Source organism: Amycolatopsis sp. NPDC049688, from assembly GCF_040674975.1.
Classification (GTDB): Bacteria; Actinomycetota; Actinomycetes; order Mycobacteriales; family Pseudonocardiaceae; genus Amycolatopsis.
This window is the reverse complement of record NZ_JBFANY010000016.1, coordinates 179643-205933: the sequence shown is the minus strand read 5'-3', so window position 1 is coordinate 205933 and position 26291 is coordinate 179643. Positions and strand designations below refer to the sequence as shown.

Below are 26291 nucleotides of genomic sequence, written 5' to 3'. Positions count from 1 at the left end.
CCGGCAGCCACCTCCGCCAACCAGCCCCGCAACTACCCGAGCCAGTCAACCCCCACCGGCCGCGCCGACAAGGTCGCCGCGGCCACTCCCAGCGACCGGACTCAAAGCCACCGGAGCCCCAGTCAGCCCTCGCCGAACCCCGCTGCCCGCGCAACCGAGGCCACCGCAGCCACAACGCCAACCAGCCCCGCCACCACCGGAGCCCAGCCAACCCCACCCGCCAGCCGACCAAGCGAGCCGCGCCACCGCCCCGCGTCTAAGGCATCGCGAGCGGCAGGCGCACCTCGAACCGGCACCCCGGCCCGTGGTTGTGCACCCCGATCCGCCCGCGATGCGCCTCGACCAGCCCCTTGGCAATGGCCAAACCGAGCCCGCCACCACTGGTGGTCCCACCCCGCTCCGGCGTCCGCGCCTGCGTCCCGCGGAAAGCAACGTCGAACACCCGCGTGATCTCGTCGTCCGGAATACCACCGCAGGAGTCGTCGACCGCGAGCAATGCCTCATCGCCGTCGACGCCGATCTGCACGGCGACCGTCCCGTCCGGTGGGGTGTGCCGGATCGCGTTGGACACCAGGTTCCGCACGATCCGGGCCAGTTCCGGGTCGCTGCCGGTCACCACCGGCCAGGTCGACGCCCTGGCGAGCACACGCACCCGCTTCCGCTGGGCGACCGGGGCCTGGGCGGCGACGGCGTCGCTCACCACGTCCCGCAGCGGCACCGCGGACATCGTGAGCTCGAGGGCGCCGGCGGTGATCCGCGAGAGCTCGAACAGGTCGCCGACCATCGCGGACAGCCGCTTGGTCTCGCCGCTGATCCGCTGGGCGTAGTCCGCGACCTCGTCGCGTTCGGACACCACGCCGTCGGCCAGTGCCTCGGCCATCGCCTGGATGCCGGCCAACGGGCTGCGCAGGTCGTGGCTGATCCACGCGACCAGCTCGCGCCGCGACGCCTCGGCGGCGCGTTCCCGCTCGCGCGCCTCCCGTTCCCACACGCTGCGGCGGGCGATGGCCCGGCCGAGGATGATGGCCGCGGGCACGGTGACCAGCGCGACGAGCAGGCAGACCAGCAGCATCGTGGTCAGCGCCGGGGTGAACATGAACCCGCTGATGCCCAGGACGCCGACCAGCGTGGCGAGCACCGGGATCAGCACCAGCACGGTCAGCGTGGTGGCCAGGGAACCGCGGCGCAGGACGTACAGTGCCACGCCACCCAGCGCCGCGACCGGCAGCGAGAACAGCAGCGCGAACGGCAGGATGTGCCAGAGATGCGTCAGCATCTCCGCGACGGATTCGCCCGAGCCGATCACGGCTGCTCCCGGTCGTAGCGGTAGCCGACACCCCACACGGTCGCCACCCGGGTCGGCTTGGCCGGGTTGCGCTCGATCTTCTCGCGGAGCCGTCGCACGTGGACGGTCACTGTGGACTGGTCGCCGAAGTCCCAGCTCCACACCTTCTCGAGCAGGTCCGCGCGCGAGTAGGCGACGCCCGGGTGGGCGAGGAAGAACGCCAGCAGGTCGAACTCCCGGGTGGTGAGCGGCAGTTCGCGGCCGCCGAGGGTCGCGGTCCGGGCCTTCATCTGCAGGCGCAGGTCGCCGTCCACGAGCTCCGCGGCGGCCGGCTCCGGGCGGGGCATCCGGGCGCGGCGCAGCACCGACGCCACGCGAAGCGCGAGTTCCTTGGGGCTGAAGGGTTTCGTCACGTAGTCGTCGGCGCCGAGCTGGAGCCCGGCGATGCGGTTCTCCTCCTCGCCGAGGGCGGTGAGCATGACGATCGGCACCTGGCTGACCTGGCGCAGCCGCCGGCACACCTCGAGGCCGTTGATCCCCGGCATCATGACGTCGAGGACGACCAGATCGGGCTCGTGGGCGGCGAACTTCGCCAGCCCTTCGGCGCCGTCGCCGGCCATGTCGACGGTGAACCCGGCCACCTCGAGGTAGCGGCGGACGACGTCGCGGACCGTCTCGTCGTCGTCGACCACGAGCACCCGCCCGGCCTGATCGTCCATCACGTCTCCCTCACCAGCCCGTCAGCAGCAGGTGGTTGACGGCCAGGGCCGTCACCGCCTGCGCGGCCAGCCACCACCGGCGCCCGGGCCGCGGCAGCAGTGCCGTCATCGGCAGCAGCCACACCCCGAACGGTAGCCAGATTCGTTCGGTCTCGGCCTTCGACAGGCCCGAGACGTCGGCGAACAGAATGGCGGCCAAGGCGGCGACGCCGAGCAGGAGCACTGGATCGGTGAGCAGCGAACGGGATGAGGACCCGAGCCCGCGGCGGATGGCGGCCACCACCGCGGGACCGAGGGCGACGGCCACCGCCGCGAGGTCGGCCCACACCCAGTACGAGTACGGCCGGACCAGCGCCACACCCTGGTAGTAGCGCTCGACGACCAGGTGGTAGCCGTCGAGCCACCAGAAGCCGGCCCAGGCGAAGACGCCGACGACGGCCAAGGCCGCGGCGATCGCGAGCGCCGCCGCCCGCCACTGCCGGCCGAGGACGGCGACGGCCAGCGCGAGCAGGCCGAGCAGCACCAGGCCGTAGGACAGGAAGATGCCGAAGCCGAGCAGAACGCCGGCAGCCAGCCCGGCCGGAACGGCGTACCGGCGGCCGTGGGCGAACCCCTTGGCGGACAGCGCGAGCAGGGCCAGCCCGGTGGCGGTCACCCCGGCGAACAGGCCGTCCGCGGACACGCCGATCCACACCGCGCCGGGGGTGAGGACGGCGAACGGCAGCACCTCGCGGGCCGCCTCGGGCCGGCCGAGCAGGGCGACCGTGGCCGGCACGGCCACCGCGACCAGGCTGCCGGCGAGCACGACGGCCGTGGCCGCCCACGCGCCGCCGTGCAGGCCGAGCCGGTCCAGCCAGACGAAGACGAGCGTCGCGCCCGGCGGGTGCCCGGACACATGCGTCGTCCACGAGTGCGGCTGGAAGTCGAGGATGCGGGAGGAGAACTCCCGCAGCATCCGCGGGATGTCGGTGATCCCGGGCACCTCGTGGAGGTACTCCTGCGGGATGGTGAGGTGACCGGCGAACCCGCGAGCCCAGCCGTCGACCATGGCCAGTGAGAAGATCCAGGCGAGCGAGGCGAAGTAGCCGGCGGCGAGCGCGCCGCGCCACGGCAGGCGGGCCGCCAGCACCGGGCCGTGGAGCACCACCGCGACCGCGACGAGCACGGCGAACACCGAGCCCGGGCCGACGTGCGGCAGCCAGTCGGCGAACAGCGGGGGCGCGGACACGAAGATGACCACGCCCGAGTTCGGCCGGTTGTAGTAGAGACCGACCGCGGTGGCCGCGGCCACGAGCACCGCGGCGGCCGCCACGGCGAGGAGGTCGGCGCGGCGGCCGGAGACCGGGGCTGCTGGTTCGCGGGCAGGCGGCTCGGCGAGCCGGGCTGCCGGGTTCGGCTCGCTCATCGCCGCCCACCCTAGGTCCGCCGCCGGCCGCCCGCGCCCCCGGAACGGCAGCCGTAACGACGCGGTAAGAACTCACCGGATGTCATGATTCGGTAAGCGTCGCAAGGGTTCTCCGGCGTTCCGGGCGGTCCTACGGTCGGCGCCGTGACTGACTCAGAAGTGGACGTCGTCCTGCCCTGCCTCGACGAAGCGGCGGCCCTGCCCGGCGTGCTGGCCGGGCTGCCGCCGACCTACCGCGCGATCGTGGTCGACAACGGTTCGGCCGACGGCTCACCCGAAGTGGCGGCCTCCCTCGGCGCGAAGGTCGTCCACGAACCGCGTCGCGGCTACGGCGCGGCCGTGCACGCGGGGCTGGAAGCCGCCACCGCCGACATCGTGTGCTTCGCCGACGCCGACGGGTCGCTGGACCTCGCCGACCTGCCACAGCTGGTGCGCGCGGTCGAGCAGTCCGCGGACCTGGCTGTCGGGCGCCGGGTGCCGACGGGGCCCGGGGTGTGGCCGTGGCACGCGCGAGCGGGCAACGCCGTGCTGGCGCTGCTGTTGCGCAGCCGTGGGCTGCCGGTCCGCGACATCGCGCCCCTGCGGGCCGCGGACCGGCGGGCGCTGCTCCGCCTGGGCGTCGCCGACCGCGCGTTCGGCTACCCCCTGGAGCTGCTGATCAAGGCCCAGCGCGCGGGGTGGCAGGTCCGCGAGTTCGACGTCCGCTACGGCGAGCGCGCCAAGGGCACGAAATCGAAGGTGTCCGGTTCGGCGCGGGGCACGCTGCGCGCGGTCCGCGACTTCGGGCGGGTGCTGGCCCGATGACGCGTCCGTTCGTCCTGCTGGTGGTGGCCAAGGCGCCGGTCCCGGGACTGGCCAAGACCCGGCTCTGCCCGCCCGCGACGCCGGCCGAAGCGGCGGAGATCGCCGCGGCGGCGCTGCTGGACACGCTCGACGCCGTCTGCGCGGTGCCTGGTGCCGTGCCCGTCGTGGCGATGACCGGTGACCTCGGCGCGGCCGCCCGGTCGACCGAAATAGGTGCGGCGCTGCGGCGCGCCTTCGTCCTCCCGCAGCGCGGCCGGGACTTCGGCGCCCGGCTGGCCAACGCGCACGCGGATGCCGCCGCGGCGCACCCCGGTCTGCCGGTCCTCCAGATCGGCATGGACACACCGCAGGTCACGCCGGAGTCCCTCGCCGCGGCGGCCGCACCGGTCCGGCACGGCGACCACGACTCGGTGCTCGGCCCGGCCGTCGACGGCGGCTGGTGGGCGCTGGGACTCGCCGAGCCGCGGCACGCCCAGGTCCTCGCGGACGTCCCGATGTCCCGCGACGACACCGGGATCCGGACGTTGCAGGCGCTCGTCGCGTGCGGGCTGCGGCCGACCGGAGCGGCTCGGCTGTCCGATGTGGACACCATGGCCGAGGCCCGCTCGGTCTCGGCGGCGTGCCCGGGGAGCCGGTTCGCCCGCGCCGTCGCGGCGGTCGGCGGACGGGTGGTCGCGTGATGACGGCCCCGGCTATCACCGGCCACGAGTTCGACCGCGGGCTGCTCGGCCAGCGCTGCTGGCTCGAGCTGGCGAACGGCGAGCGGGTCGAGCTGCCGGTCGAGCGCTGGACCGAGCCGTCCGAAGGCGACGACGTCCTGCTCGACGCCTGCTCCGGCCCGACCGTCGACCTGGGCTGCGGCCCCGGCCGGCTCACCGCGGCGCTGGCCGGGCGCGGGGTCGTCGCACTGGGCGTGGACAGCTCGCGCACGGCCGTCGCGCTGACCCGGCGTCGCGGCGGAAGTGCGTTGCAGCGCAACATCTTCGACCGCCTGCCCGGGGAAGGCCGGTGGCGGCACGCCCTGCTCGCGGACGGCAACATCGGCATCGGCGGCGACCCGGCCGCGCTGTTGCGGCGCACGGCCCGGCTGATCGCCGCCGACGGCGACGTCCTCGTCGAGCTGGAACCGCCCGGCCGCGGCCTGCGGCACGAACGCGTCCGGCTCCGGCCCGGCCACGCCGACGTCGCCTGGTTCACCTGGGCCTGGGTCGGGGTGGACGCGATCGCGGAGGTCGCCGTGCGCGCCGGGCTGCGTGTCAGCTGGACCGTCCGGCGCGGGCAGCGCTGGTTCGCACGGTTGGAGCACCTGTGAAGCTTCCGATCCCGAAGGAAGAGCAGTTCCGGGCCCCGGCGCACCACGAGCGCGTGACGTCGAAGATCGGCCTGGCGCTCGCGATCACGTTCACCACGTGTTTCGTGACGGGCCTGATCAGCCACCTGATCCAGCACCCGCCGGCGTGGTTCTGGTGGCCCAGCCGCCCGGCCGGGCTCTACCGCGTCACCCAGGGGCTGCACGTGATCTGCGGCGTGGCGTCGGTTCCGTTGCTGCTGGCGAAACTGTGGAGCGTCTACCCGAAGCTGTTCGGCCGGCCGCTCGTCCGCTCGCTGCCGCACGCCCTGGAGCGGCTGTCGATCCTGGTGCTGTCCGGTGCCGCGTTCTTCGAGCTGACCACCGGGCTGCTGAACGTCGCGCAGAACTACCCGTGGGGCTTCTACTTCCCGCAGGTGCACTACGCGGTCGCGTGGCTGGCGATCGGATCGATCCTGGTGCACGTCGCGGTGAAGCTGCCGGTGATCCGCCGGGCCCTGACCCGGACCACCACCGCCGGGGAACCACCGGCCGAGGGGCTGTCCCGCCGCGGCTTCCTCGTGACGACCGGGCTCGCCACCGGCGTCGCGGTCGTGGCCACCGCCGGCGCGACCGTTCCGTTCCTGCGGGGCGTGTCCGGTCTCTCCTGGAAGACGGGCAAGGGCACCCAGAACCTGCCGGTGAACCGCACGGCGGCGGCCGCGGGGATCACGTGGTCGCCTTCCTGGCGGCTCTCGGTGGTAAGTCCACGCGGCACGACCATGTTCTCGCTCGACGAGCTGCGCGCCCTGCCGCAAACGTCGGCGGAGCTGCCGATCGCGTGCGTGGAGGGCTGGAGCCAGTCGGCGACCTGGCGCGGGATCTCCCTGCCCACGCTCCTGAAGGCAGTCGGCGCGGCACCCGGCACGGCGATCCGGGTGTCCTCTTCGGAGCGTGGCGGGCTCTACGGCGTCAGCGTGCTCCCCGGCGAGCACACGGCCGACGAGCTGACGTTGCTGGCCCTGGAGCTGAACGGCGAGGTCCTCGCCCCCGACCACGGCTTCCCCTGCCGGATCATCGCCCCCAACCGGCCCGGCGTGCTGCAGACGAAGTGGGTCACGAAGCTGGAGGTGCTGTGAAGACCGCTCGGGTGCTCCTCGCGCTGCCGGGTCTCGCGGCGCTGGCGTGGGGTGTGGTGCTGTTCGCCGAGTACGCGCTGCCGCTGCGTCCGGACGTCTACGGCACGGTGGGCTGGATCGTCGGCGGCCCGATCCTGAACGACGCCGTCGTCGCCCCGCTGACGGCGGTCCTGGGCCTCGTCCTGGCCCGGCTCCTCCCGCCCCGCTGGAAGGCCCCGGTCATCACCGGCACGGTCATCACCGCCGTGCTGACGATGGTGGCGTTCCCGCTGCTCTGGCGCCCGTACGGCACCCCGCCGATGCCCGGCCTCCACGACGGCAACCCCGCCCTCGGCCTGGCCCTCACCCTGGCCGCAGTCTGGCTGGCGGTGGTCCTGACCGCCCTGACCCGCCGAGTCGTCCCCCCAATCACGCGTGATGCCCCTCCAATCACGCGAGATGCCCCTCCAGTCACGCAAGATGCCCCGGCCAGCACGCCATCCGACCCTCCAGGCACGCCGGCCGACCGTCCCGGTTCCTGACCCGCGGCACAAATGCGGCCACGCGCGACCGGCATCGAGTGCCTGGTCGCGCGTGGCCTAGTGGGTCCGGCCCCGGATACGGGGGTCGAGCCGAAGTTGGTCTCGGCCGCACCACGGCGGCCGAGCGTCTGAACTGATCAGTTGGGCTGGACGGGCTGGCCGCCGAGCGTCACCTCGACCGTGCGGCCGTCGGACAGCGTGAACGTCGCCTTCTCGTCCGGGGCCCGGGTGCGGACCGCCGCGACCAGCGTGTCGGCCGAGTCGATCGTGCGGTCGTCGATCTTGGTGACGATGTCGCCCGCCTTCAGGCCGGCCTTCTCCGCCGGACTGCCCGCGGTGATGGCGCCGAGCTCGGCCCCGCCCTGCGGGGCGTCCTTCACCTGGGCGCCGATGTAGGTCTGCACCGCCTGGCCGGTCTTGATGATCGTGTCCGCCGTGCGCCGCGCCTGGTCGATCGGGATGGCGAAGCCGATGCCGACGTTGCCGCCTTCGGAGCCGCCCTGGCCCTGGCCGCCGGATGCCGACTGCGGGCTGTAGATCGCCGAGTTGATGCCGATGACCTGGCCGGCCATGTTCGCCAGCGGGCCACCCGAGTTGCCCGGGTTGATCGCCGCGTCGGTCTGGACCGCGTCCATCACCGTGGTCTGGTCGCCGCTGCTGCCGCCGGCGCGCACCGGGCGGTGCAGCGAGCTGACGATGCCCGAGGTGACCGTGCCGGCCAGCTCGAACGGCGAGCCGATGGCGACCACCGACTGGCCGACGCGCAGGTCGTCGGACCGGCCGAGCTCCACCGGAGTCAGGTTGGCGACGCCGCTGACCTTGACGACCGCGATGTCGGTCGTCGGGTCACGGCCGACGACCTTGGCGGCGGCCTTCTTGCCGTCCTGGAACACCGCCTGGATCTGGCCGCCGTTCGCAGCGACCTCGACGACGTGGTTGTTGGTCAGGATGTAGCCGTCGGTGCTGATGACGAACCCGGAGCCCTCGCCCGCCCCCTGCTGGCCGCTGACCTGCAGCTCGACGACGCTCGGCGACAGCTTCTGCGCGACGGCCTCGACCGAGCCGGCGGGCGCGTTGCCGGTCTGCTGGGCCGGCTTCGGCGCGTCGAGGGCGTTGCTGGCCGGGCCCGACGTCCCGCCGGTGAGGTACCCGACCGCCCCGCCCGCGATGCCGCCGACCAGCAGCGCGACCAGCGCGACCCCGGCGAGCAGCTTCCCGCTGGACCGCTTGGGCTGCGGTGCCGCCGGCGCGTTGTACACCGACGTGCCGGGCTGGCCGTACGGGTTCGGCGGCGGGTAGACGCTCTGCTGCGTCTGCCCGGACGGCAGCTGCGCGCCCTGGGCGGACCAGGGGTTCGCGTTCTGCGCGCCGTACGCCGACGATGACGGATCGGCCCCGGTCACCGCGTGGTAGGACGGCTCCGAATACTGCGGCGCACCGCCGGACTCGGGCTGGGCCTGCTCACCGTACGGGTTCCCCGCCCAACCGCCCTGGGCCGGCTGCTGGCCGGTCTCGGGGTGCCTCGGCGCCGCGGGGTCGTGTGCGCTGGGGTCGTTCTCGGTCATGTCCTCACCTTGCGCGATGGTCCTGAGAGGTTCCTGAGCCGAACCTGTGCATCGGAGATGAGTATGGCCGTGATCAGCCCGCCGCGCGGAGCCGTTCCGCGATCTGCTCCGGCGTCGCGTCGTTGATCCACACCGCCATGCCCGATTCGGACCCCGCCAGGTACTTCAGCTTGTCCTTCGCCCGCAGGACGGAGAACAGCTCCAGGTGCAGCCAGCCGAGCTCCCGGTCGCGGCGCACCGGCGCCTGGTGCCACGCCGCGATGTACGGCAGCGGCCGGTCGTACAGCGCGTCGCAGCGGCGCAGCACGTCGAGGTAGACCTCGGCGAAGTCGTCGCGCTCGGCGTCGGTCAGCGCGGGGATGTCCGGGACCTGCCGGTGCGGCACGATCTGGACCTGGACCGGCCAGCGCGCCGCCGGCGGCACGTACGCCGTCCAGTGCTCGCCGGACGTCACCACGCGCGCGCCGGACTTGCGCTCGGCCGCGAGCACGTCACCGAGCACCGGACGCCCGTGTTCGGCCTGGTAGGCCCGGGCCACGTCGAGCATTCGCTCGGTCTTCGGGGTGACGAACGGGTAGCCGTAGATCTGCCCGTGCGGGTGCGACAGCGTGACGCCGATTTCCTCGCCGCGGTTCTCGAACGGGAAGACCTGCTCGACGCCGGGGACCGCGGAGAGCCCGGCCGTGCGGTCCGCCCACGCGTCCACCACGGCCCGCACCTGCTTCGCGCTCAGCTGGGCGAATGACCCGTCGTGGTCGCTGGTGAAGCAGACGACCTCGCAGCGGCCACGGCCGGGCCGCACCGGCACCAGCCCGAAACCATCCACAGTGGACGGCTCGCCGACGACGTCCTCGGCGAAGGACGGGAATCGGTTCTCGAAGACGACGACGTCGTAATCGCTTTCCGGGATTTCGCTCGGCTTGCCGGGCTTGCTCGGGCAGAGCGGGCACAGGTCGGCAGGCGGCTTGTAGGTCCGCGTCTGGCGGTGCGCGGCCATCGCGACCCACTCACCGGTCAGCGGGTCCAGCCGGATCTCGGACGCGGCCGAGACCGGCGGCAGGTCGCGGGTGTCCTCGGCGACGCGATCGGGCGCGCCGGGCTGGTCGAAGTAGATGATCTCCCGGCCGTCGGCCAGGTGTCGTACGGTGCGCTTCACGCTTCTTGGGCCTCGTCCGTCTCCGCCGTCTCGGCGATCATGAGTTCTCCCGCCCGTTCGGCGAGAACTTCCTTGGCTTCGTCGGGCAGGCCGTCGTCGGTGACGACGACGTCGGCCTCGTCGAGGTCGGCGATCGTGGAGATCCCGACGGTGCCCCACTTGGTGTGGTCGGCGAGCACGACCAGCTTGCGCCCGGCTTCGACCAGCGCGCGGTCGGTCTCGCTCTCGGTGAGGTTCGGGGTCGTGAACCCCGGGCCGTCGGCCATCCCGTGCACCCCGAGGAAGACGACGTCCAGGTGCAGCGACCGCAGGCTGTGCACGGCGACCGGCCCGACCAGCGCGTCCGACGGCGTCCGCACCCCGCCGGTGAGCACGACCGTGCGGTCCGGCTGCGTCGACCCGCGGAGGACGTCCGCGACCTGGATCGAGTTGGTCACGATGGTGAGGCCGGGGATGGCGTCGAGCGCCCGCGCCAGCGTCCACGTGGTGGTGCCGGCCGAGATGCCGATCGCGGTGCCGGGCCGGACGAGCGTCGCGGCGAGCTCGGCGATGGCTTCCTTCTGCGCGCGCTGGCGGACGGACTTGGCCTCGAACCCCGGTTCGTCGGTGCTCTTGCCGACGACCGAGGTGGCGCCGCCGTACACCTTCTCGACGAGCCCGCGCCCGGCGAGGACGTCGAGGTCGCGGCGCACCGTCATGTCGGACACGCCCAGCCTGGTCACCAGGTCACTGACCCGGACCGCCCCGGTCCGGCGTGCCTCTTCCAGGATCACCGCCTGTCGCTGACGCGCCAGCACCGTTCAACTCCGTCCCCGTCAAGCCAACTACACAAAATCCTACACGATTCAACACGGGATCCGCAGGACGGAGACGGGTGAACTTCGAAACGACAGGTCAGGGCGGGAGCGCGGCAACCGAGTTGAACAACATCATCACGGACAACGCAAAGTGGCAACAGCTGGCTGCCGGGGCTCGGGTCTCAGCCGGGCGCCCCCGGCAGCCGGATCGTCATCAGCGCGCCGCCTTCGGGCGCCCGCGAGGCGTACACGGCCCCGCCGTGCCGCTCGGCCGCGTGCTTCACGATCGCCAGGCCGAGGCCCGAGCCGGGCAGCGTCCGCGCCTCCGACGAGCGGTAGAAGCGGTCGAACACCTTGGGCAGGTCCTCGTCGGCGATGCCCGGCCCGGCGTCGGCGACCTCGACGACGGCCGTGCCGTCGCCGAGCGGGTACAGCCGCACCCAGACCGTCGCGTCGGGCGGCGAGAACTTCACGGCGTTGTCGAGCAGGTTCAGCACCGCCCGTTCGAGCGAACTGTTGTCGCCGGTGAGCACCCACGGCTGCAGCGAGACGTCGAAGTTGATCTCGCCCGCGCGGCGCCGCGCCCGGTCGAGCGCGCGCTCGACGACCTCCAGCAGCTCGACGCGCTCGAACCGCTCACGCGGCTCGTCCTGGCGGGCGAGCTCGACCAGGTCGCCGATGAGCTGCGTCAGCTCGTCGAGCTGGCCGCTGATGTCCGCGATGATGTCGACGCGGTCCTCGTCCGGCAGCGGCGGCGCGCCCGGCTTGCTCGCGGCGAGCAGCAGCTCGAGGTTGGTGCGCAGCGACGTCAGCGGGGTCCGCAGCTCGTGGCCGGCGTCCGCGACCAGCTGGCGCTGGCGTTCCTGCGAGTCCGCGACCGTGCCGAGCATGGTGTTGAAGGTCTGGGTGAGGCGCGCCAGCTCGTCGTCGCCGCTGACCGGGATCGGCCGCAGGTCGCCGGTCCTGGCGACACGCTCGGCGGCCGACGTCAGCCGGTCGACCGGGCGCAGGCCGGTGCGCGCGACCGCGGTGCCCGCCGCGGCGGCGACCAGGATGCCGGCACCGCCGATCAGGAACAGCACCAGCGCGAGCTCGTTCAGCGTGCGCTTGGTCGGGCCCATCGACTGCGCCAGCACGATGGCCTCGCCGTGCCCGGTGGGCAGCGCGACCACGCGGCTGTCGGTGCGGAAGTCCGTCCGCAGCGACTCCGCCGAATCACCGTTGGCGACGGCCAGCTCGCTCTGCCCGAACGGCGGCGGCGAGCTCGACAACGGGTACGTCATCACGGCGTGCTGCACGTCGGGCGCCGCGGTGAGCTGCCCGATCTGCAGGTCGGCGCTGGCCAGGAAGGCGCCGGGGACCTGCCGCAGCTGGGTCTGCACCTGCGGCGAGTCGGCCGCCGCCTGCGCGCGGGCCATCAGGCTGTCGTCGAGCTGCTGGTAGAGGTTGCTGCGCACGACCATGTACGCGCCGATCGACACCAGCGCGACGGCGCCGGCGACACAGGCGGCGGCGAGCAGCGTCACCCGGCCGCGCAGCGAGAACCGGCGGGCTCCCCAGCGCGTGCCGCGGGGGTCGCCGGGTTCGGTCACGGCGGGGTTTCCCGCAGGACGTACCCCACTCCCCGCACCGTGTGGATCAGCCTCGGCTCCCCCTCGGCCTCCGTCTTGCGGCGCAAATAGCCGACGTAGACCTCCAGCGCGTTGCCCGACGTCGGGAAGTCGTATCCCCATACTTCCTCCAGGATCCGGCCCCGCGTGAGGACGTGCTTCGGGTAGGAAAGGAACAGTTCCAGCAGGGCGAACTCGGTCCGGGTGAGGCTGATCTCGCGGCCGCCGCGGCGGACCTCCCGCGTGCCGGGGTCCAGCGTCAGGTCCGCGAAGGACAGGACCTCGGACGCCTGGCCGTTCTGAGCGTCGGGGGCAGCGCGGCGCAGCAGCGCCCGCAGCCGGGCGAGCAGTTCTTCGAGCGCGAAGGGCTTCGGCAGGTAGTCGTCGGCGCCGGCGTCCAGGCCGGACACCCGGTCGGAGACGGTGTCGCGGGCGGTGAGGACGAGGATCGGCAGGTCGTCGCCGGTGCTGCGCAGGCGGCGGGCCACCTCCAGGCCGTCGAGCCGGGGCATCATGACGTCCAGGACCATCGCGTCCGGCCGGTCGGCGATGATCGCTTCCAGCGCCTGCGCACCGTCGCTGGCCAGCTGGACCTGGTAACCGTTGAACTCCAGGGACCGCCGGAGCGACTCACGGACGGCGCGGTCGTCGTCCACCACAAGGATGCGCATGGCGACAGTTTTACGCAGCGTGCTGAGACCCGCCTAAGAACACACACAGAACTAACAAAGGATTTCTCACTCGGGACCGCGCGCGACCGGCGCGTTCCAGTGCCGCCAGAGCGCGACCATCCTGACGGAGACGACGACAGCGGCGGCGACGAGGGTCACCGGCCCGGCCGGAAGTCGCAGAGCGTGACCGGCGGCGACGAGCACCGAGCCGGCCAGCGCGGCCACGGCGTAGATCTCCTTCCGCAGGACGAGCGGGATTTCCCGGAGCAGCAGATCGCGCACGGCCCCGCCGCCGATGCCGGTGGTCATCCCGATCAGACACGCGGCGTAGACGGTGGCGCCGGCGTTGAGGGCAATGGTCGTCCCGGCGGTGGCGAAGACCCCGAGCCCGAGCGCGTCCGCGAGCAGAACGCCCCGCCGCAGCCGCGCCACCTGCGGGTGAAAGACGAACACGATCAGGGCAGTCCCGGCGCAGACGGCGAGGTAGGGCCAGTTCCGCAGCGTGGTGGGCGGGTGGATGCCGAGCAGGACGTCCCGAATGACACCGCCGCCGAGAGCGGTGGTGAGCCCGACGACGACAACGCCGAAGACATCGAGCCGCGCCCGCACGGCGGCGAGCGCCCCGGACGCGGCGAAGGCGACGAGCCCGAGGAACTCCAGCGCCGTGAGCAGCATTTACTGGTCGAGCAGGCCACCCCGGTAGGCCAGCAGCGCGGCCTGCACCCGGTTGGCAGCACCGATCTTGGAGAGCACCGCGGAGACGTACCCCTTGACGGTGGCTTCGGAGAGGTGAAGCCGCCCCCCGATCTCGGCGTTGGAGAGGCCTTGGCCGATCAGCGCGACAACCTCACGTTCGCGTTCGGACAGCGAGGCGAGCAGCTTGCGGGCGGGCTGAGCAGCGCGTTGTTCGTCCCGATGCGACTGAACCATCCGCGCGGCAACACCCGGATCCAGCACGGCACCACCGCGGGCCAGGTCCCTGACGGCCCTGAGCAGCGCGGCGGGATCGATGTCCTTGAGCAGGAAGCCGTTGGCCCCGAGCCGGAGCGCAAGGCTGACGTACTCGTCGATGTCGAAGGTGGTCAGCATGGCAACGGTGGGCGGATCGGGGAGGGCGAGGATGGCCCGCAGGGCGCGGATGCCGTCATCGGGAGCCCGCATCTTGATGTCGAGCAGGGCAACATCGGGGTGGTACCGCCGCGCGACCTCCACCGCGGATCTGCCGTCGCTGGCCTCGCCCACGATCTCGATGTCCTGAGCCCCGGACATCATCGCGCGCAGCCCCGAGCGCACCAGTTCCTCGTCGTCGGCGAACATGAGCTTGATCAACGAAGCCCTCCGCAACAGCCGGTGGAGGCGGCTCCCCGCATCCCGTTAACGAAGGTTACCTACTGTTGTTCAGCAGTTCGAAACCAGACACGACCAGGTGACGCACTGGTCCGTCCAGGTCAGGTACGGTGCCCCGTCCGGCTGGGTGTATCAGCCGTGCCGGCCGCCGACGAGAACCACTCACCTGGGTGACGACGTCCGTCGGGTCGCCCCAGGTGCCCGGTGTGGGTGAGGCCCGCTAAGCTGAGGCTGGTAGTAGCAGGCCCTCGTAGCTCAGGGGATAGAGCACCGCTCTCCTAAAGCGGGTGTCGCAGGTTCGAATCCTGCCGGGGGCACCTTTACAATCGACACGCGTTCTGATCGGTGCGATCGAACTACTCGATCGACCTCAAGACTGTCGCTCGACCCCTTCGAACTGAAGCAAACCTGGGGCAGGTTCCGGCCTGCCCCAGGCCCGGACGTCTTAAGACTATTCCGCGAGCAGTCACGCGGCCTCGACCCCTACACCTTGCGTTGTCTCGGCCTCGATCCCGATGACCTCGACCCGCACGCCCCACTCTTCGAGCAGCTTTACCGTCTGCGCAAGCGCGACCTGTGAGAACGCGAAAAGGGTGTCGGACGTGAGCTGTTCGCCGTTCTTGAGCAGGATTGCGAACACGACACGCTTTGGCACGAAGTTCTCCGGGACGCTGACGCTGCCCTTGCTGACCTCGGTAACCTTGTCAGCGAACCGTTTCCGGACCTGGGCACTGTTCTGCAGCATCTGCACCGCTACCAGCCCTTGATAGAAGAGGTGACTGAGGGCGCTCGACCCGTGCGCGCGCTTGACCATGATCAACGTGTCATCCGGGGCCAGCAGATCGCAAACTTCAAGGAAATCGCGTGACTTCAACGGGTTACTCACGTTCCTGCGGTCCAGACACAGATAGCCCTCCGCGGGGAGTTCGCTTGGGACACTGTAGTTGTAGGCAGCCTCGTCCTGGTGCGGCCGCCATGCCGGCAGCCTCAAAGCGTCCGGGTTGATCACGCGGGTGACGGTCCGAACGATCTCAGGCTGGTACTTCTCGCCAAGCTCGTACCACGTGCCGTCGGTAAGGTAGAACCACCGGGGCCCAAGCGACACGTTGGCTTCCAGGAACCGGATCGCCTTCACCTTGGCCAACCTGTCGACATATCGCCCCCCGGGCCATCGGAACAACTCAACCTCACCCTTCTCCCGCAGCGCCCAGACGCGGCGCCCCGTCCGGTGGGCATTCGCTCGGGCCAGCACATAGCCGAAATCGAACTCGTCGGACTCGTGCCAGCCGTCACCACCGATCCTCACGCGCCATTGGCGGGCGGACGTACACTCCTCCGTGAGGTCATAAGGGATCGTCGGGGTGATCTGCAAGCACCCGGGGTCGCTGAGCCCCTCATCGAGAATCGTGTCGAGTTGCTCCAACAGAGCCGGACAGCTCACCGGCACCACGTGTTCGACGAACTCAAGCGCCGGGTGCGGCCGTACTTCACGGCACACACGGGAAACCTCACGGATGTCGGCAAGCAGTTCCTTCGGGTCCACCCCCAACGGCAGTTCGAGCCCAAGGCCACCGCCGACCTTGACCAGTTTTCCTTTGCCGTGCAGCACACCTGTTAGCTCAACACCACAGATCTCTCCGGCCACCTTGTCGACGATCCGCTGGAACTCGCGAATCCCGAGGCTGCCCACCGGCGCACCGCCGGAGACCATCGTGATGTCGGTCCGGCCCCGGCCCAGCACCCGCGACCGGATTCCGTGGACCGTGTTCGGATCGACGGCGCGCAGCGCGAACGCCAAGCCGAAGCTCTTGTCCTTGAACCGATCCTGAAGTAGCCGGAAGCCCTGGCCATAGCCGATCGCGTAGACCTCGCCGTCGACGGCGAGCAGCAGTAGGCCGCATCCCCGCCAGCTTGGCTGAGAACAGTCGAGCCCGGTCGTGCGCCGGAATTCCTCACACCAGTCGGCTTCGTCCTTCAGCGCAGCACCGGTCACCGCCAACGCCTCAACGCCGAGTGCGGTGAACGCGGGCGGCACCTCAAAGGAACCGCTGATCTCGTCGAACAACTCGTCGTCGACGGCTTGCAACAATCCATCCGACGTGCCTGCTACACCGACCAGTCGGTAGAGCGTGTGCTTTGAGGTCCTGGGTGCCATGAGATTCTCCACGGTTCCGCGTCCGGAGTCAGGTCTCCGGGCTGACGGGGAAGGTCGGAACCGTCGTCGACGGTGACAGCCATCGACCACTGACGCGAGCATTTTTCCGATAAGCTGGGTTATCAATGCGGGACTCGACGTATCGACTCGGTGGTCTAAGCTTGCGACACCTGGAGGGAGACCGATAGTGACGGATAGGGAGGCATCGCTCACGCTGGGCGACATAGCCGTCCTTGCCGGTGTCCAGCGTCCCGTGGTGAGTGCGTGGCGTACTCGCCCGAAAGCACGCGGCCGATACGTCCCGTTTCCTGCTCCAATCGATGACACCGCCCCGGTGCGGTTTCGTCGCAACGAGATCGTCGAGTGGCTGCGCGAAACCGGACGCGGCAACAACCCCGATGCTGACCTCGACGCCCCTGCGTGGAGCACGCCTGACGGTGCGTCGCTGGAAGACCTCGTGACGTTACTGTGCCTGCGTTCGGCCACGGGAGAGGAACTCGGCGAGCTCGAGCACGACGACCTCGTTGACATGGCCGAGGAGATCGACCCGGACGACGGCTATCTGCTCAGGGAAGTTCGAGCCATGTCGGATGTTAGGCCGAACGCTCGGTACGTTGACGATCTCGCGGAAGCGTCTCGAGGCCCGACAGAAGCACTGGACCGGCTGGAATGCAGCCGGACCGCCCGCCAGAGGCCCACCCGCGAACTCACTGACATCGCTATCGACCTCATTCGCACGGTCGCCGTGGGGTGTGCGCGCAACCTCAGCCCCACTAGGGTGCCCCTAGTACACGCCGGCGGGTCTCACCAACTCGCGCTCGCGCTGGGAACCGAGTTCATGGAACTGGTCGTTCCCGAGTCCGAGCAGGCCGCCAACACCCGCGGACTGCTGCGGCGCGCGATGATCCGCGGCATCGAGACAGGTGCTGACGAGCCTCCGGGGCCGAGCGTCCATCTGCGGTCCGTGGTCGGGTCGAACCCCGGCGCCGTTTTCGGCGAGATCGAGTATGTGATCGACGGTCTCGCTGGCCAATCGGTGGCGCTTATCCTCGGTCCGGCGTCCCTCTTGTGCGACGAGTTGAGCGGCGACGCGGAGAAGGAACGCGCTGAACTCGTACGCCGGGGAACACTCGTCTTCGCCGCACGCCTCCCCCGTGGCCTCTGGAAGGAAGCGCACCGCCAGGCGCTCGGTCTCTGGGTATGCGTCGGCCACACCGACGCGCCACTGCGGGTCACTGACATCGACAAACTCGACGATCTGGAGCCCGACGACGTCGCCTCGGATGTCGTGGCCGCCCTCAACGACGACACCTCACGTGCCTTCCGCTACGCCCGACTGCGCGAGCGCAGAGCGGTCCTGGCCAAGCAAGCGGTCGTCCCACAAGGCACGAAGGCGGTACGGCTGGTCACGACCGAACCGGCCGACCATCGCGACCGTGTCACGGCCGTGACCCAGCGTACCGCCGAGCCGGTCCCAGGATTCGACGTCCACGTTTCGTCCACCGCTGCTCACATCTCTGTCGCTTGGTCGTCGCTGGGGCAACTAAAAACACAGCGTTTGCTCTCGATCAAACGCGGCCGGCGCTACGACCAGGACGACCACGACCCGCTGGGCACAGTGCACGTGGTAGACGGCACCGGCCCGACCGGCATTCGTCTGGACGCGATCGACGCCGCGCAGCGCCACCAGCACGCGACCCGCACCGAACCCGGCGACGTCGTGTACCAATCCCAGAAGCGGCCGGCGGCCTGGGTAGACCCGATCGGTGGAGCGCTGCTGTGCGCTCCGGCTCGAATCATCCGGTTGGCCCGCGGCGCCGGGGTCGGCCCGCATACGCTGGCCGCGATCATCAACCGACTGCCGGAACAAGCGGGTGACCCTTTGTCGTGGAACGTTCCGCAGCTGACGCACAACCTCCGCGAGCTTGACGACGCGCTCGCCGCGGCCACCACCTACGAAGCCCAGCTGCACGACCGGCTGGATGCGCTCCGGGATCTGACCGGGTGTCTAATCGACGCGGTCGCTGAGGGTGCCCTCACCATCGCCGACCGAAGCTATAACCGAGGAAGAAGGAACGAGGATGCCTCCCCGCAAGAAGACGGAACCGTCGGCGCCGTCGACGATGAAGGAACTCAAGGACACGCTCTGGAAGGCCGCTGACAAGCTGCGCGGTTCACTGTCGGCCAGCCAGTACAAGGACGTGATTCTCGGTCTGGTGTTCCTCAAATATGTCTCGGACGCCTATGACGAACGCCGGGAGGCCATCCGCGCCGAACTCGCAGCCGAAGGCTACGACGAGGACCAGATCTCTGACCTCATCGATGACCCCGAGGAATACCAGGGCTACGGCGTGTTCGTCGTACCTGAGGCCGCCCAGTGGTCGTACCTCGCGGAGAACGCGAAGGGCACCCTGTTCGCCGACGAGAACCCCAAGCCGATCGGCCAGCTCATCGACGAGGCGATGTCACTGGTCATGAAGGAGAACCCGACGCTGCAAGGCACGCTCCCGCGTCTTTACAACAAGGACAACATCGACCAGCGCCGCCTTGGCGAGCTGGTCGACCTGTTCAACAGCGCACGCTTCTCTCGCCAGGGCGAGCATCGCGCCCGCGACCTGATGGGTGAGGTCTACGAGTACTTCCTCGGCAACTTCGCTCGAGCAGAAGGCAAGCGCGGAGGCGAGTTCTTCACTCCGCCCAGCGTGGTCCGGACAATAGTCGAGGTCCTCGAGCCCAACCGAGGTCGAGTCTACGACCCATGCTGCGGTTCAGGGGGCATGTTCGTCCAGACTGAGAAGTTCATCTACGAACACGACGGCGACCCGAAGCAGGTCGCGATCTACGGCCAAGAAGCCAACGAGGAAACCTGGCGTATGGCCAAGATGAACCTCGCCATCCATGGCATCGACCATTCCGGGCTCGGCTCCCGCTGGGGCGACACGTTCGCCCGTGACCAGCACGCGGACGTTCGGATGGACTACGTGATGGCGAACCCTCCGTTCAACATCAAAGACTGGACCCGCAACGAGGACGACCCGCGCTGGAGGTTCGGCATTCCCCCGGCGAACAACGCCAACTACGCCTGGATCCAGCACATCATCTCCAAACTCAAGCCTAAGGGCGAGGCCGGCGTCGTGATGGCCAACGGCTCGATGTCGTCGAACTCCAACAGCGAGGGCGTAATCCGCGCGCAAATCGTCGAAGCCGACCTCGTGTCCTGTATGGTTGCCCTGCCCACGCAGCTGTTCCGCAGTACCGGAATCCCAGTGTGCGTCTGGTTCTTCGCCAAGGACAAGAACAAGGGCGACTACGCCGGAGTCGACCGCCGCGGCGAGGTGCTGTTCATCGACGCCCGCGAGATGGGCTACATGGTCGACCGCGCCGAACGCGCATTGTCCAATGAAGACATTGTGAAGATCGGCGACACCTACCACGCCTGGCGCGGCACCCATTCCGCCGTACGCAAGGGCCTCACCTATGAGGACGTGCCCGGCTTCTGCAAATCCGCAAACCTCGCCGAGATCAAGGCCGCCGACTACGCGCTCACGCCGGGACGCTACGTCGGAGCACCTCAGCTCGAGGACGACGGAGAACCCGTCGAGGAGAAGATCGCGCAGCTCACCAAGGAATTACTAGAGGCGTTCGATGAGTCCGCCAGGCTGGAGAAGGTCGTGCGCGAGCAGTTGGAGCGGATCGATGGGTAAAGCAACAACTTGGGGCAAGATTGCAACTTTAGAATACGGCAAAGCATTACGCACTTATTCAAAAGACAGCCATAGACCGGTCGAGGTATTTGGAACAAATGGACCAATAGGATTCACCGATCAAGAGATGGGAGTAGGCCCCAGGGTCATCATAGGCAGAAAGGGGGCCTACCGAGGTGTACACTTTGCAAAAGGTCCATTTTGGGTCATTGATACCGCCTATTACCTAAACCATGACAACTCGGTAGATCCAACCTGGGCCTACTATGCGCTTCGCAACACCGATATCAACGGACTTGGATCCGGATCTGCCATTCCGTCGACTACGCGCGCTGATTTTTATGCACTACCAGTAACACTTCCGTCAATTCCAGAGCAGCGGAAAATTGCCGAGGTACTGGGGGCACTCGACGAAAAGATCTCCGCCAACGACAAGGCTGCATCGTTGCTGATCAAGCTCGGAGACGCCCACTTCGCGAATGGATTGAGGGGCCCATCCGCGACGGCGACAACAATCGGAGAGCTCGTTATCCGCGGCCATCTCCTCATGAGCGATGGCTACCGGACTAAGCGTGACGAACACGGTGAGTCGGGGCTCCGTATTCTCCGCGCCGGAGACGTCCGTGACGGCCGAATCCTTCCAGAGGGATCTGACTTCGTGTCTCACGATTATGAACGGCAAATCGGGAAGAAGAAGTCCGAGCCCTACGACATCGTCCTTACCACTAAGGGCACGGTCGGCCGCGTGGCTGTCGTTCCGGCGCACTTGGAACCGGTAGTCTACAGCCCTCAGTTGTGTTACTTCCGCGTCGTCGATCACGATGCTCTCGACTGGGGATACCTCGCCGCGTGGTTCCGAAGCCGCGATCTCGAACTTCAAACAGCCAACCGCATGCACAAGAGCGACATGGCTCCGTACATCAACCTCCAGGACGCACGATCACTCGTCGTCCCGCTCGCAAACCCCGAAACCCAACGGAAACAAGGAGAACTCCAGCGCACGTTCATCAATCGGTTCCACTCGTTGCACCAAGAAAACCAGAAGCTATCCACCACCCGCGACGAACTGCTCTCGCTGTTGATGTCGGGGAAGATTCGAGTTCGGGACGCCGATAAGGTAGTCGAGGAGGTCGTGTAGATGTCGCGGATCGGGTTCAGCGAAGCCCAGTGGGAGCAGCTGACCTGCGACTACCTGGCCGAGAACGAGTGGCGTTACCTGCCGGGCACCAAGATCGCTCCCGGCGCGGAGAACGGCCGCACCTCCTGGGACGACCTGGTACTCAAGGATCGTGCACTGGGGCGGATGCGCGCCTTGAATCCGCAGGTGCCACCGGAGTTCCTGGAGCAAGCGCTCGCGGAGATCGTCCAACCGGAATCGCAGGACCCGATCAGCGAGAACAAGCGGTTACACGACGTGCTCGTGTACGGCTATCGCAAGATCAGCTATGTGGATTCGGACGGGGTCGAGCAGACCCCCACGATCCGACTGGTCAGCCACCGGCCGGAGGAGAACGATTTCCTGGCCGTCAATCAGGTGACTCTGAAGTCATTGGAGCATGAGCGGCGGTTCGACATTGTCTGCTTTCTCAACGGGTTCCCGGTCGCAATCTTCGAGCTCAAGCAGGCCGGGGCAGAGAAGGCAGACCTCGACGATGCGCACGCGCAGCTCGGTACATACCTGCGCGAGTTTCCGATGGCGTTCCGGTTCGCGGTGCTGACAGTGATCAGCGACGGGATCGCCGCACGCTACGGGACCCCGTTCACACCGTTGAACCACTTCTCGCCGTGGAACGTCGACGACGACGGCAAACCTGTCGACTTCGAGGCCGAGACGGTCGATGGGCAGCCCCTGCTGGAGATTGAGGTGCTCATCGACGGATTGTTCAACGCCGAGCGGTTCCTCCAGTTGCAGCGCAACTTCGTCGCGTTCGACGAGGGCGCCGACGGCTACGAGAAGCGAATCGCCAAGCCGCACCAGTACTTCGCAGTCACCAAGGCAATCGGAACCACAGTCGACGCGGCGACCAGCAACGGCAAGGCCGGCGTCGTCTGGCACACGCAGGGATCTGGCAAGTCGATGGTAATGGAGCTCTACACCCATCTCGTCGGCACCCAGCCCGCGCTGAAGAACCCGACCGTCGTGGTTGTCACCGACCGCAAGGAGCTCGATGGGCAGCTGTTCGGCACGTTCAGCCGGTCGCTACTGCTCGACGAGAAGCCCGTCAAGGTCACCACTCGCGCACAGCTGCGCGACGAGCTGACCAACCGCACCACTGGCGGTATCTACTTCACGACACTGCAGAAGTTCGGGCTCAGCAGAGCCGAGAAGCGCGCGGGTGCCGAGCATCCGCGGTTGTCCGATCGCCGGAACATCATCGTCATCGCCGATGAGGCTCACCGCAGCCACTACGACGATCTCGACGGCTACGCCCGGCATCTCAAGGATGCACTGCCGAACGCGGTGCTAATCGCCTTCACAGGCACTCCGATCTCGTTCTCCGACCGCAACACCCGCGAGGTCTTCGGCACCGACATCGACATCTACGATCTCAGCCGGGCCGTCGAGGACGGCGCGACCGTTCCTGTCTACTTCGAACCCCGGCTGATCAAGGTCGGACTGACGGAGGAGGTCTCAGAAGAGACCCTGGACCAGGCCGCCGACGAAGCCACCACAGGACTCGACGACGCCGAGCGCGCCAAGGTCGAACAGGCAGTTGCCCAGCTCAACACCGTCTACGGCGCCCCCGAACGCATCGCCACCCTCGCCACCGACATCGTCGACCACTGGGAAGCCCGCTCGGAAGCGATGCGGCAGTTCATCTCTGGGCCGGGCAAGGCGATGATCGTGTGCAACACGCGGGAGATCTGCGCCAAGCTCTACACCGCGATCACGTCGTTGCGGTCCGGCTGGCACGACAAGGCCGTCGACAAGGGCGTCATCAAGGTCGTCTACTCCGGTGACGCCTCCGACAAGCCCCCGATCTCCGAGCACGTGCGGCGGGAAAGCCAGAACAAGACCATCAAGGAGCGGCTGCGCAATCCCGACGACGAACTGCAACTAGTGATCGTCCAGAACATGATGCTCACCGGCTACGACTCACCTCCGCTGCACACGCTCTACCTCGACCGGCCGCTCAAAGGCGCGCTGCTCATGCAGACCCTCGCACGCGTCAACCGCACCTTCCGAGGCAAAGAAGATGGACTGCTGGTCGCCTACGCTCCCCTTGCCGACAACCTCAGCAGGGCTCTCGCTGAATACACCGAGACCGACCAGGAGAAGAAGCCCGTTGGCAAGACTGTCGAGGAAGCGGTCGAGCTCACCAAAACGTTGATCGGCCAGCTCGAACAGCTATCCTCCGGGTACCCATGGCGCAAGACCATGGCCGACAGCGGCAAGAACGGATTCGTCTACGCCGTCAAGGGGCTCACCAACTATCTTCGCTCCCCTCACACACCCGGCAACCAGGTCGAGCCAGGAGAAGAATCACTCGGCGACCGGTTCCGCCGGCTCAGCAACCAGCTCGCACGCGCATGGGCTCTGTGTGCCGGCAGGAGGGACCAATTGGCAGAGCTACGCCCCGCAGCAGGGTTCTTCGAGGAAACCCGCAAGTGGATGGCGAAGTTCGATGCACGGGAACGCCAAGCCGCTGGAAAGCCCGTGCCTGAGGACATCGAGCGCCTGCTCACCGCCCTCGTCGCGGAATCTACCGGCACCACAGGCATCGTCGACATCTACGAGGCCGCGGGCATGCCGAAGCCGTCGCTGTCCGACCTAACACCCGAATTCCAGCGTAGGACGCAGCGGGCCGACAACCCGCATCTGGCCATCGAGGCGCTGCGGTCGCTGATCAACGAGGAATCCACCCGTGTCACCCGGCATAACCTCGTGCGGCAGCGGGCCTTCTCCGAGCGCATCGCCGAACTCATGCGGAGGTACACCAACCAGCAACTGACCTCCGCCGAGGTCATCGCCGAGCTCATCGAATTGGCCAAGGAGGTTGCCGCGGAAGCCGACCGAGGGAAGCACTTCTCGCCGCCTCTGGGCACCGACGAACTCGCGTTTTATGACGCCGTCAGCAGCAACGAGTCCGCCGTCGATCTCCAGGGCGAGGACATCCTTGCGCAGATCGCCCGCGAACTCGTCAGCGTCATGACCCGCGATGTCAAGACCGACTGGACCGTCCGGGACGACGTTCGCGCGAAACTCCGGTCGTCAGTTAAGCGACTCCTGGTCAAGTACAAATATCCGCCGGACAAGCAGCCCGAAGCCATTAAGCTCGTGATCGAGCAGATGGAGACAATGGCGATGCGGGATGCGGTGGTGCGCGCGTCGGGTCGCTAATATGCGCTCCCTGACACCCTGAGTGGCAGCAAGCACGATTGACGGAGAGATCCGATCGACGGTGCGTCGCCCGACGCGGCCCGGGCAACGCGCTGCCGGACGGCGGCGAGCCTATCATTCGGCTCCTCTCGAAGTTCGACGATGACGACTCAAGCTAGGGCCTGTCTGACAAAGACCTCGACTGCAGGCTAAGATGCTCCGAGATGTATCGCGATTTCAGTTGCTCTCAGACGACCATTGGGCCTTATTCGAAGACCTGCTCCCGGTCCGCACAGGCAAGCAGGACCGACCGTTCTCGGATGCGCGGACGATGGTCGAGGAGATCATCTACCGGTATCCATCGCCCGCAAAGGCAGCCTCCATCATCACCGCACTCCGCGACGCCATCACCAGCCCTCGACTGCCAACAACTATCTAAATGACCTGAACAGCTACGGCCCCATGTGACAGAATGCATGAGGTGGAACTCCGTGTCGCCGTACTACGACTAACCCAGGTCATGCGTTCGAGACTACTGGGTGAGTCCCTACGCATTGTCGACCAGCCAGTCTTTGCCTGCCCGCTGCCAGCGGCCCAAGACTGGCAGCTCCGGCGCCGTTGTCTCGCCATCTTCGTGGACCGCCCGACGGACAGCACACAAGACCATCTCGTTGGTCTCGGCATAGTGATTCCTGGTCGGAGAGCGACGTCATACGAACGCCGCATTGAGGTCGAGGAATTCACTGCGTTGCGGACGCCGGCGCCCGTCGCCGGTCTTGAAACCCGCCTCAAAGGCCAAGCGGACGCTCTGCGCGCAAACGGGCCCCTCACGCCTGCGCGAGGCCGCCGCCTTCTCGATGCTCTCGCACTGGAGTTCCCAGCGCTCGCGGGCCAGTTGCAGGAGCTACGGGCCAGAGTGGCAGTGCCAGTGGTAACGAGCGACGCCGCTGAGAACTCCCTAGTGCAACGCGACGGGAGTAACGTCCTACTTACGGCGTTCCAGATGGACCGCGCACCGATCAGGAACTGGCCGTCCTCAACTTCCGCGGAGGACTTCTACTACAACATACCCGGCGAAGAAATACCCCATGAGGACGATCTGATTCGGAGCGACTTCATGCATGTTCCGGGCTGGCCAGATGGCGAAGCGATCGACTGGACCGTGAGACGACACACCCGGAGCGGCCGCGAGCTACACATCTACTACGCGAACACGCGATCGCTTGAGCGCCAGACCGGTGTGGATCTCGTCTATTACAATGATTTTCACGGCTGCTTCGTACTGGTCCAGTACAAGAAATTCAACTCCGAAGGTCGTGAACTGACGTACTGGCCGGACAGCGACAAGAACTTCGCGAGCGAGCTAGCTCGGATGCGCGAAATCGACAAGGCCTGCATGGTCGATAACCGGCCGGCGGATATTCAACTCATGCAGGCGGCAACATTTTTTAAGTTCTGCGACCCCGTCCCTTTCGAAGCAGGAACGCAAGACCTCGTACCCGGCATGTACCTCTCACGCAAGCACGTTGAGACTCTACTCGAGGACGGCCCGCACCCCGGCCGCCAAGGCCGCGCGATCGACTACCGGATAGCGCCTCGGTACCTGAACAACACCCTGTTCACCGGCCTGCTCGGCGATGGCTGGATCGGCACCCGTGGAGCAGGAACGGAGTTGGTCGCGCAACAGATCAAGATCAGCCTTGGATTAGGGCGTGCAGTCGTCGCCGGTGTCAGTCCGGACCAGCGGCTCGGCAACTCCCAACGGCAGCACGGCGGCCGATAGCGGCCGCCTGCAACGGAAAAG

21 protein-coding genes and 1 tRNA gene are annotated in these 26291 nt (G+C 68.1%); 11 read left to right on the top strand and 11 right to left on the bottom strand.

All coding sequences use genetic code 11. From position 1 onward, the window contains the following. Window positions 1–256: 256 nt before the first annotated feature. From AB0J55_RS36760 to AB0J55_RS36750, 3 genes are read right to left on the bottom strand one after another with little or no spacing between them, the layout of a single operon-like run. Window positions 257–1306, bottom strand: a complete 1050-nt coding sequence (locus tag AB0J55_RS36760; protein WP_364259493.1) for a HAMP domain-containing sensor histidine kinase — start codon at window positions 1304–1306, stop codon at window positions 257–259. Continuing rightward, window positions 1303–2004 carry a response regulator transcription factor gene (locus AB0J55_RS36755; RefSeq protein WP_364259490.1) on the bottom strand — a complete coding sequence of 234 codons (702 nt, stop codon included), beginning with the start codon at window positions 2002–2004 and terminating at the stop codon, window positions 1303–1305. Before AB0J55_RS36755 ends, AB0J55_RS36760 begins: the two co-directional genes overlap by 4 nt. A gap of 10 nt (window positions 2005–2014) precedes the next feature. Continuing rightward, on the bottom strand, window positions 2015–3409 hold the full coding sequence (locus tag AB0J55_RS36750; RefSeq protein ID WP_364259487.1) for a hypothetical protein: 1395 nt from the start codon (window positions 3407–3409) through the stop codon (window positions 2015–2017). A 159-nt stretch (window positions 3410–3568) separates the two neighbouring features. Between AB0J55_RS36750 and AB0J55_RS36745 the strand changes: the two genes are divergently transcribed. Genes AB0J55_RS36745 through AB0J55_RS36725 form a run of 5 tightly spaced genes read left to right on the top strand, consistent with a single transcriptional unit; the run spans window position 3569 to window position 7161 of the window. Beyond that, a complete protein-coding gene (locus AB0J55_RS36745) occupies window positions 3569–4213 on the top strand; it encodes a glycosyltransferase family 2 protein (RefSeq protein WP_364259575.1) in 645 nt (214 codons plus the stop codon). Beyond that, window positions 4210–4893: a DUF2064 domain-containing protein gene (locus AB0J55_RS36740; protein WP_364259484.1), complete on the top strand. Its 684-nt coding sequence runs from the start codon at window positions 4210–4212 to the stop codon at window positions 4891–4893. The genes AB0J55_RS36745 and AB0J55_RS36740 overlap by 4 nt, the downstream gene beginning before the upstream one ends. Continuing rightward, window positions 4893–5525, top strand: coding sequence for a class I SAM-dependent methyltransferase (locus AB0J55_RS36735; RefSeq protein ID WP_364259481.1), 633 nt, complete (start codon window positions 4893–4895; stop codon window positions 5523–5525). The genes AB0J55_RS36740 and AB0J55_RS36735 overlap by 1 nt, the downstream gene beginning before the upstream one ends. Further along, window positions 5522–6640 (top strand): molybdopterin-dependent oxidoreductase, encoded by a 1119-nt coding sequence (locus AB0J55_RS36730; RefSeq protein ID WP_364259478.1) that lies wholly within the window; start codon window positions 5522–5524, stop codon window positions 6638–6640. Before AB0J55_RS36735 ends, AB0J55_RS36730 begins: the two co-directional genes overlap by 4 nt. Then, the gene (locus AB0J55_RS36725) at window positions 6637–7161 is read left to right on the top strand and encodes a hypothetical protein (protein ID WP_364259475.1); all 525 of its coding nucleotides are present in this window, start codon (window positions 6637–6639) and stop codon (window positions 7159–7161) included. Before AB0J55_RS36730 ends, AB0J55_RS36725 begins: the two co-directional genes overlap by 4 nt. 137 nt (window positions 7162–7298) lie before the next feature. Here AB0J55_RS36725 and AB0J55_RS36720 read toward each other — a convergent pair whose 3' ends face one another. The 7 genes from AB0J55_RS36720 to AB0J55_RS36690 form a co-directional block, all read right to left on the bottom strand. Beyond that, complete coding sequence (locus AB0J55_RS36720; protein WP_364259472.1) at window positions 7299–8726, bottom strand: trypsin-like peptidase domain-containing protein; 1428 nt, start codon at window positions 8724–8726, stop codon at window positions 7299–7301. A 73-nt stretch (window positions 8727–8799) separates the two neighbouring features. After that, the gene (galT, locus tag AB0J55_RS36715; RefSeq protein WP_364259470.1) at window positions 8800–9882 is read right to left on the bottom strand and encodes a galactose-1-phosphate uridylyltransferase; all 1083 of its coding nucleotides are present in this window, start codon (window positions 9880–9882) and stop codon (window positions 8800–8802) included. After that, window positions 9879–10679, bottom strand: a complete 801-nt coding sequence (locus AB0J55_RS36710) for a DeoR/GlpR family DNA-binding transcription regulator (RefSeq protein ID WP_033263444.1) — start codon at window positions 10677–10679, stop codon at window positions 9879–9881. The genes galT and AB0J55_RS36710 overlap by 4 nt, the downstream gene beginning before the upstream one ends. A 182-nt stretch (window positions 10680–10861) precedes the next feature. After that, window positions 10862–12271 (bottom strand): HAMP domain-containing sensor histidine kinase, encoded by a 1410-nt coding sequence (locus tag AB0J55_RS36705; protein ID WP_364259466.1) that lies wholly within the window; start codon window positions 12269–12271, stop codon window positions 10862–10864. Then, window positions 12268–12960 (bottom strand): response regulator transcription factor, encoded by a 693-nt coding sequence (locus AB0J55_RS36700; RefSeq protein ID WP_033263445.1) that lies wholly within the window; start codon window positions 12958–12960, stop codon window positions 12268–12270. The genes AB0J55_RS36705 and AB0J55_RS36700 overlap by 4 nt, the downstream gene beginning before the upstream one ends. Before the next feature lie 66 nt (window positions 12961–13026). Next, window positions 13027–13635 (bottom strand): TRIC cation channel family protein, encoded by a 609-nt coding sequence (locus tag AB0J55_RS36695; protein WP_364259462.1) that lies wholly within the window; start codon window positions 13633–13635, stop codon window positions 13027–13029. After that, the gene (locus tag AB0J55_RS36690; protein WP_003087851.1) at window positions 13636–14289 is read right to left on the bottom strand and encodes a response regulator transcription factor; all 654 of its coding nucleotides are present in this window, start codon (window positions 14287–14289) and stop codon (window positions 13636–13638) included. A 262-nt stretch (window positions 14290–14551) separates the two neighbouring features. Here AB0J55_RS36690 and AB0J55_RS36685 point away from each other — a divergent pair. Further along, window positions 14552–14624: transfer RNA gene (locus tag AB0J55_RS36685), tRNA-Arg, on the top strand. A 149-nt stretch (window positions 14625–14773) separates the two neighbouring features. On the opposite strand, the gene AB0J55_RS36680 is transcribed toward AB0J55_RS36685, so the two are convergent. Beyond that, on the bottom strand, window positions 14774–16462 hold the full coding sequence (locus AB0J55_RS36680; RefSeq protein ID WP_364259458.1) for a DUF6119 family protein: 1689 nt from the start codon (window positions 16460–16462) through the stop codon (window positions 14774–14776). A gap of 334 nt (window positions 16463–16796) precedes the next feature. Here AB0J55_RS36680 and AB0J55_RS36675 point away from each other — a divergent pair, with 334 nt between their 5' ends. The 5 genes from AB0J55_RS36675 (at window position 16797) to AB0J55_RS36655 (ending at window position 26270) form a co-directional block, all read left to right on the top strand. Beyond that, window positions 16797–18623, top strand: coding sequence for a hypothetical protein (locus AB0J55_RS36675; RefSeq protein WP_364259455.1), 1827 nt, complete (start codon window positions 16797–16799; stop codon window positions 18621–18623). Next, window positions 18544–20166: a class I SAM-dependent DNA methyltransferase gene (locus AB0J55_RS36670; protein WP_364259452.1), complete on the top strand. Its 1623-nt coding sequence runs from the start codon at window positions 18544–18546 to the stop codon at window positions 20164–20166. The genes AB0J55_RS36675 and AB0J55_RS36670 overlap by 80 nt, the downstream gene beginning before the upstream one ends. Then, window positions 20159–21304, top strand: coding sequence for a restriction endonuclease subunit S (locus AB0J55_RS36665; protein ID WP_364259449.1), 1146 nt, complete (start codon window positions 20159–20161; stop codon window positions 21302–21304). Before AB0J55_RS36670 ends, AB0J55_RS36665 begins: the two co-directional genes overlap by 8 nt. Beyond that, window positions 21305–24508, top strand: a complete 3204-nt coding sequence (locus AB0J55_RS36660) for a type I restriction endonuclease subunit R (protein WP_364259446.1) — start codon at window positions 21305–21307, stop codon at window positions 24506–24508. It abuts the gene before it with no gap. A gap of 982 nt (window positions 24509–25490) precedes the next feature. Continuing rightward, the gene (locus AB0J55_RS36655; protein ID WP_364259443.1) at window positions 25491–26270 is read left to right on the top strand and encodes a hypothetical protein; all 780 of its coding nucleotides are present in this window, start codon (window positions 25491–25493) and stop codon (window positions 26268–26270) included. The last annotated feature ends 21 nt before the right edge of the window (window positions 26271–26291 follow it).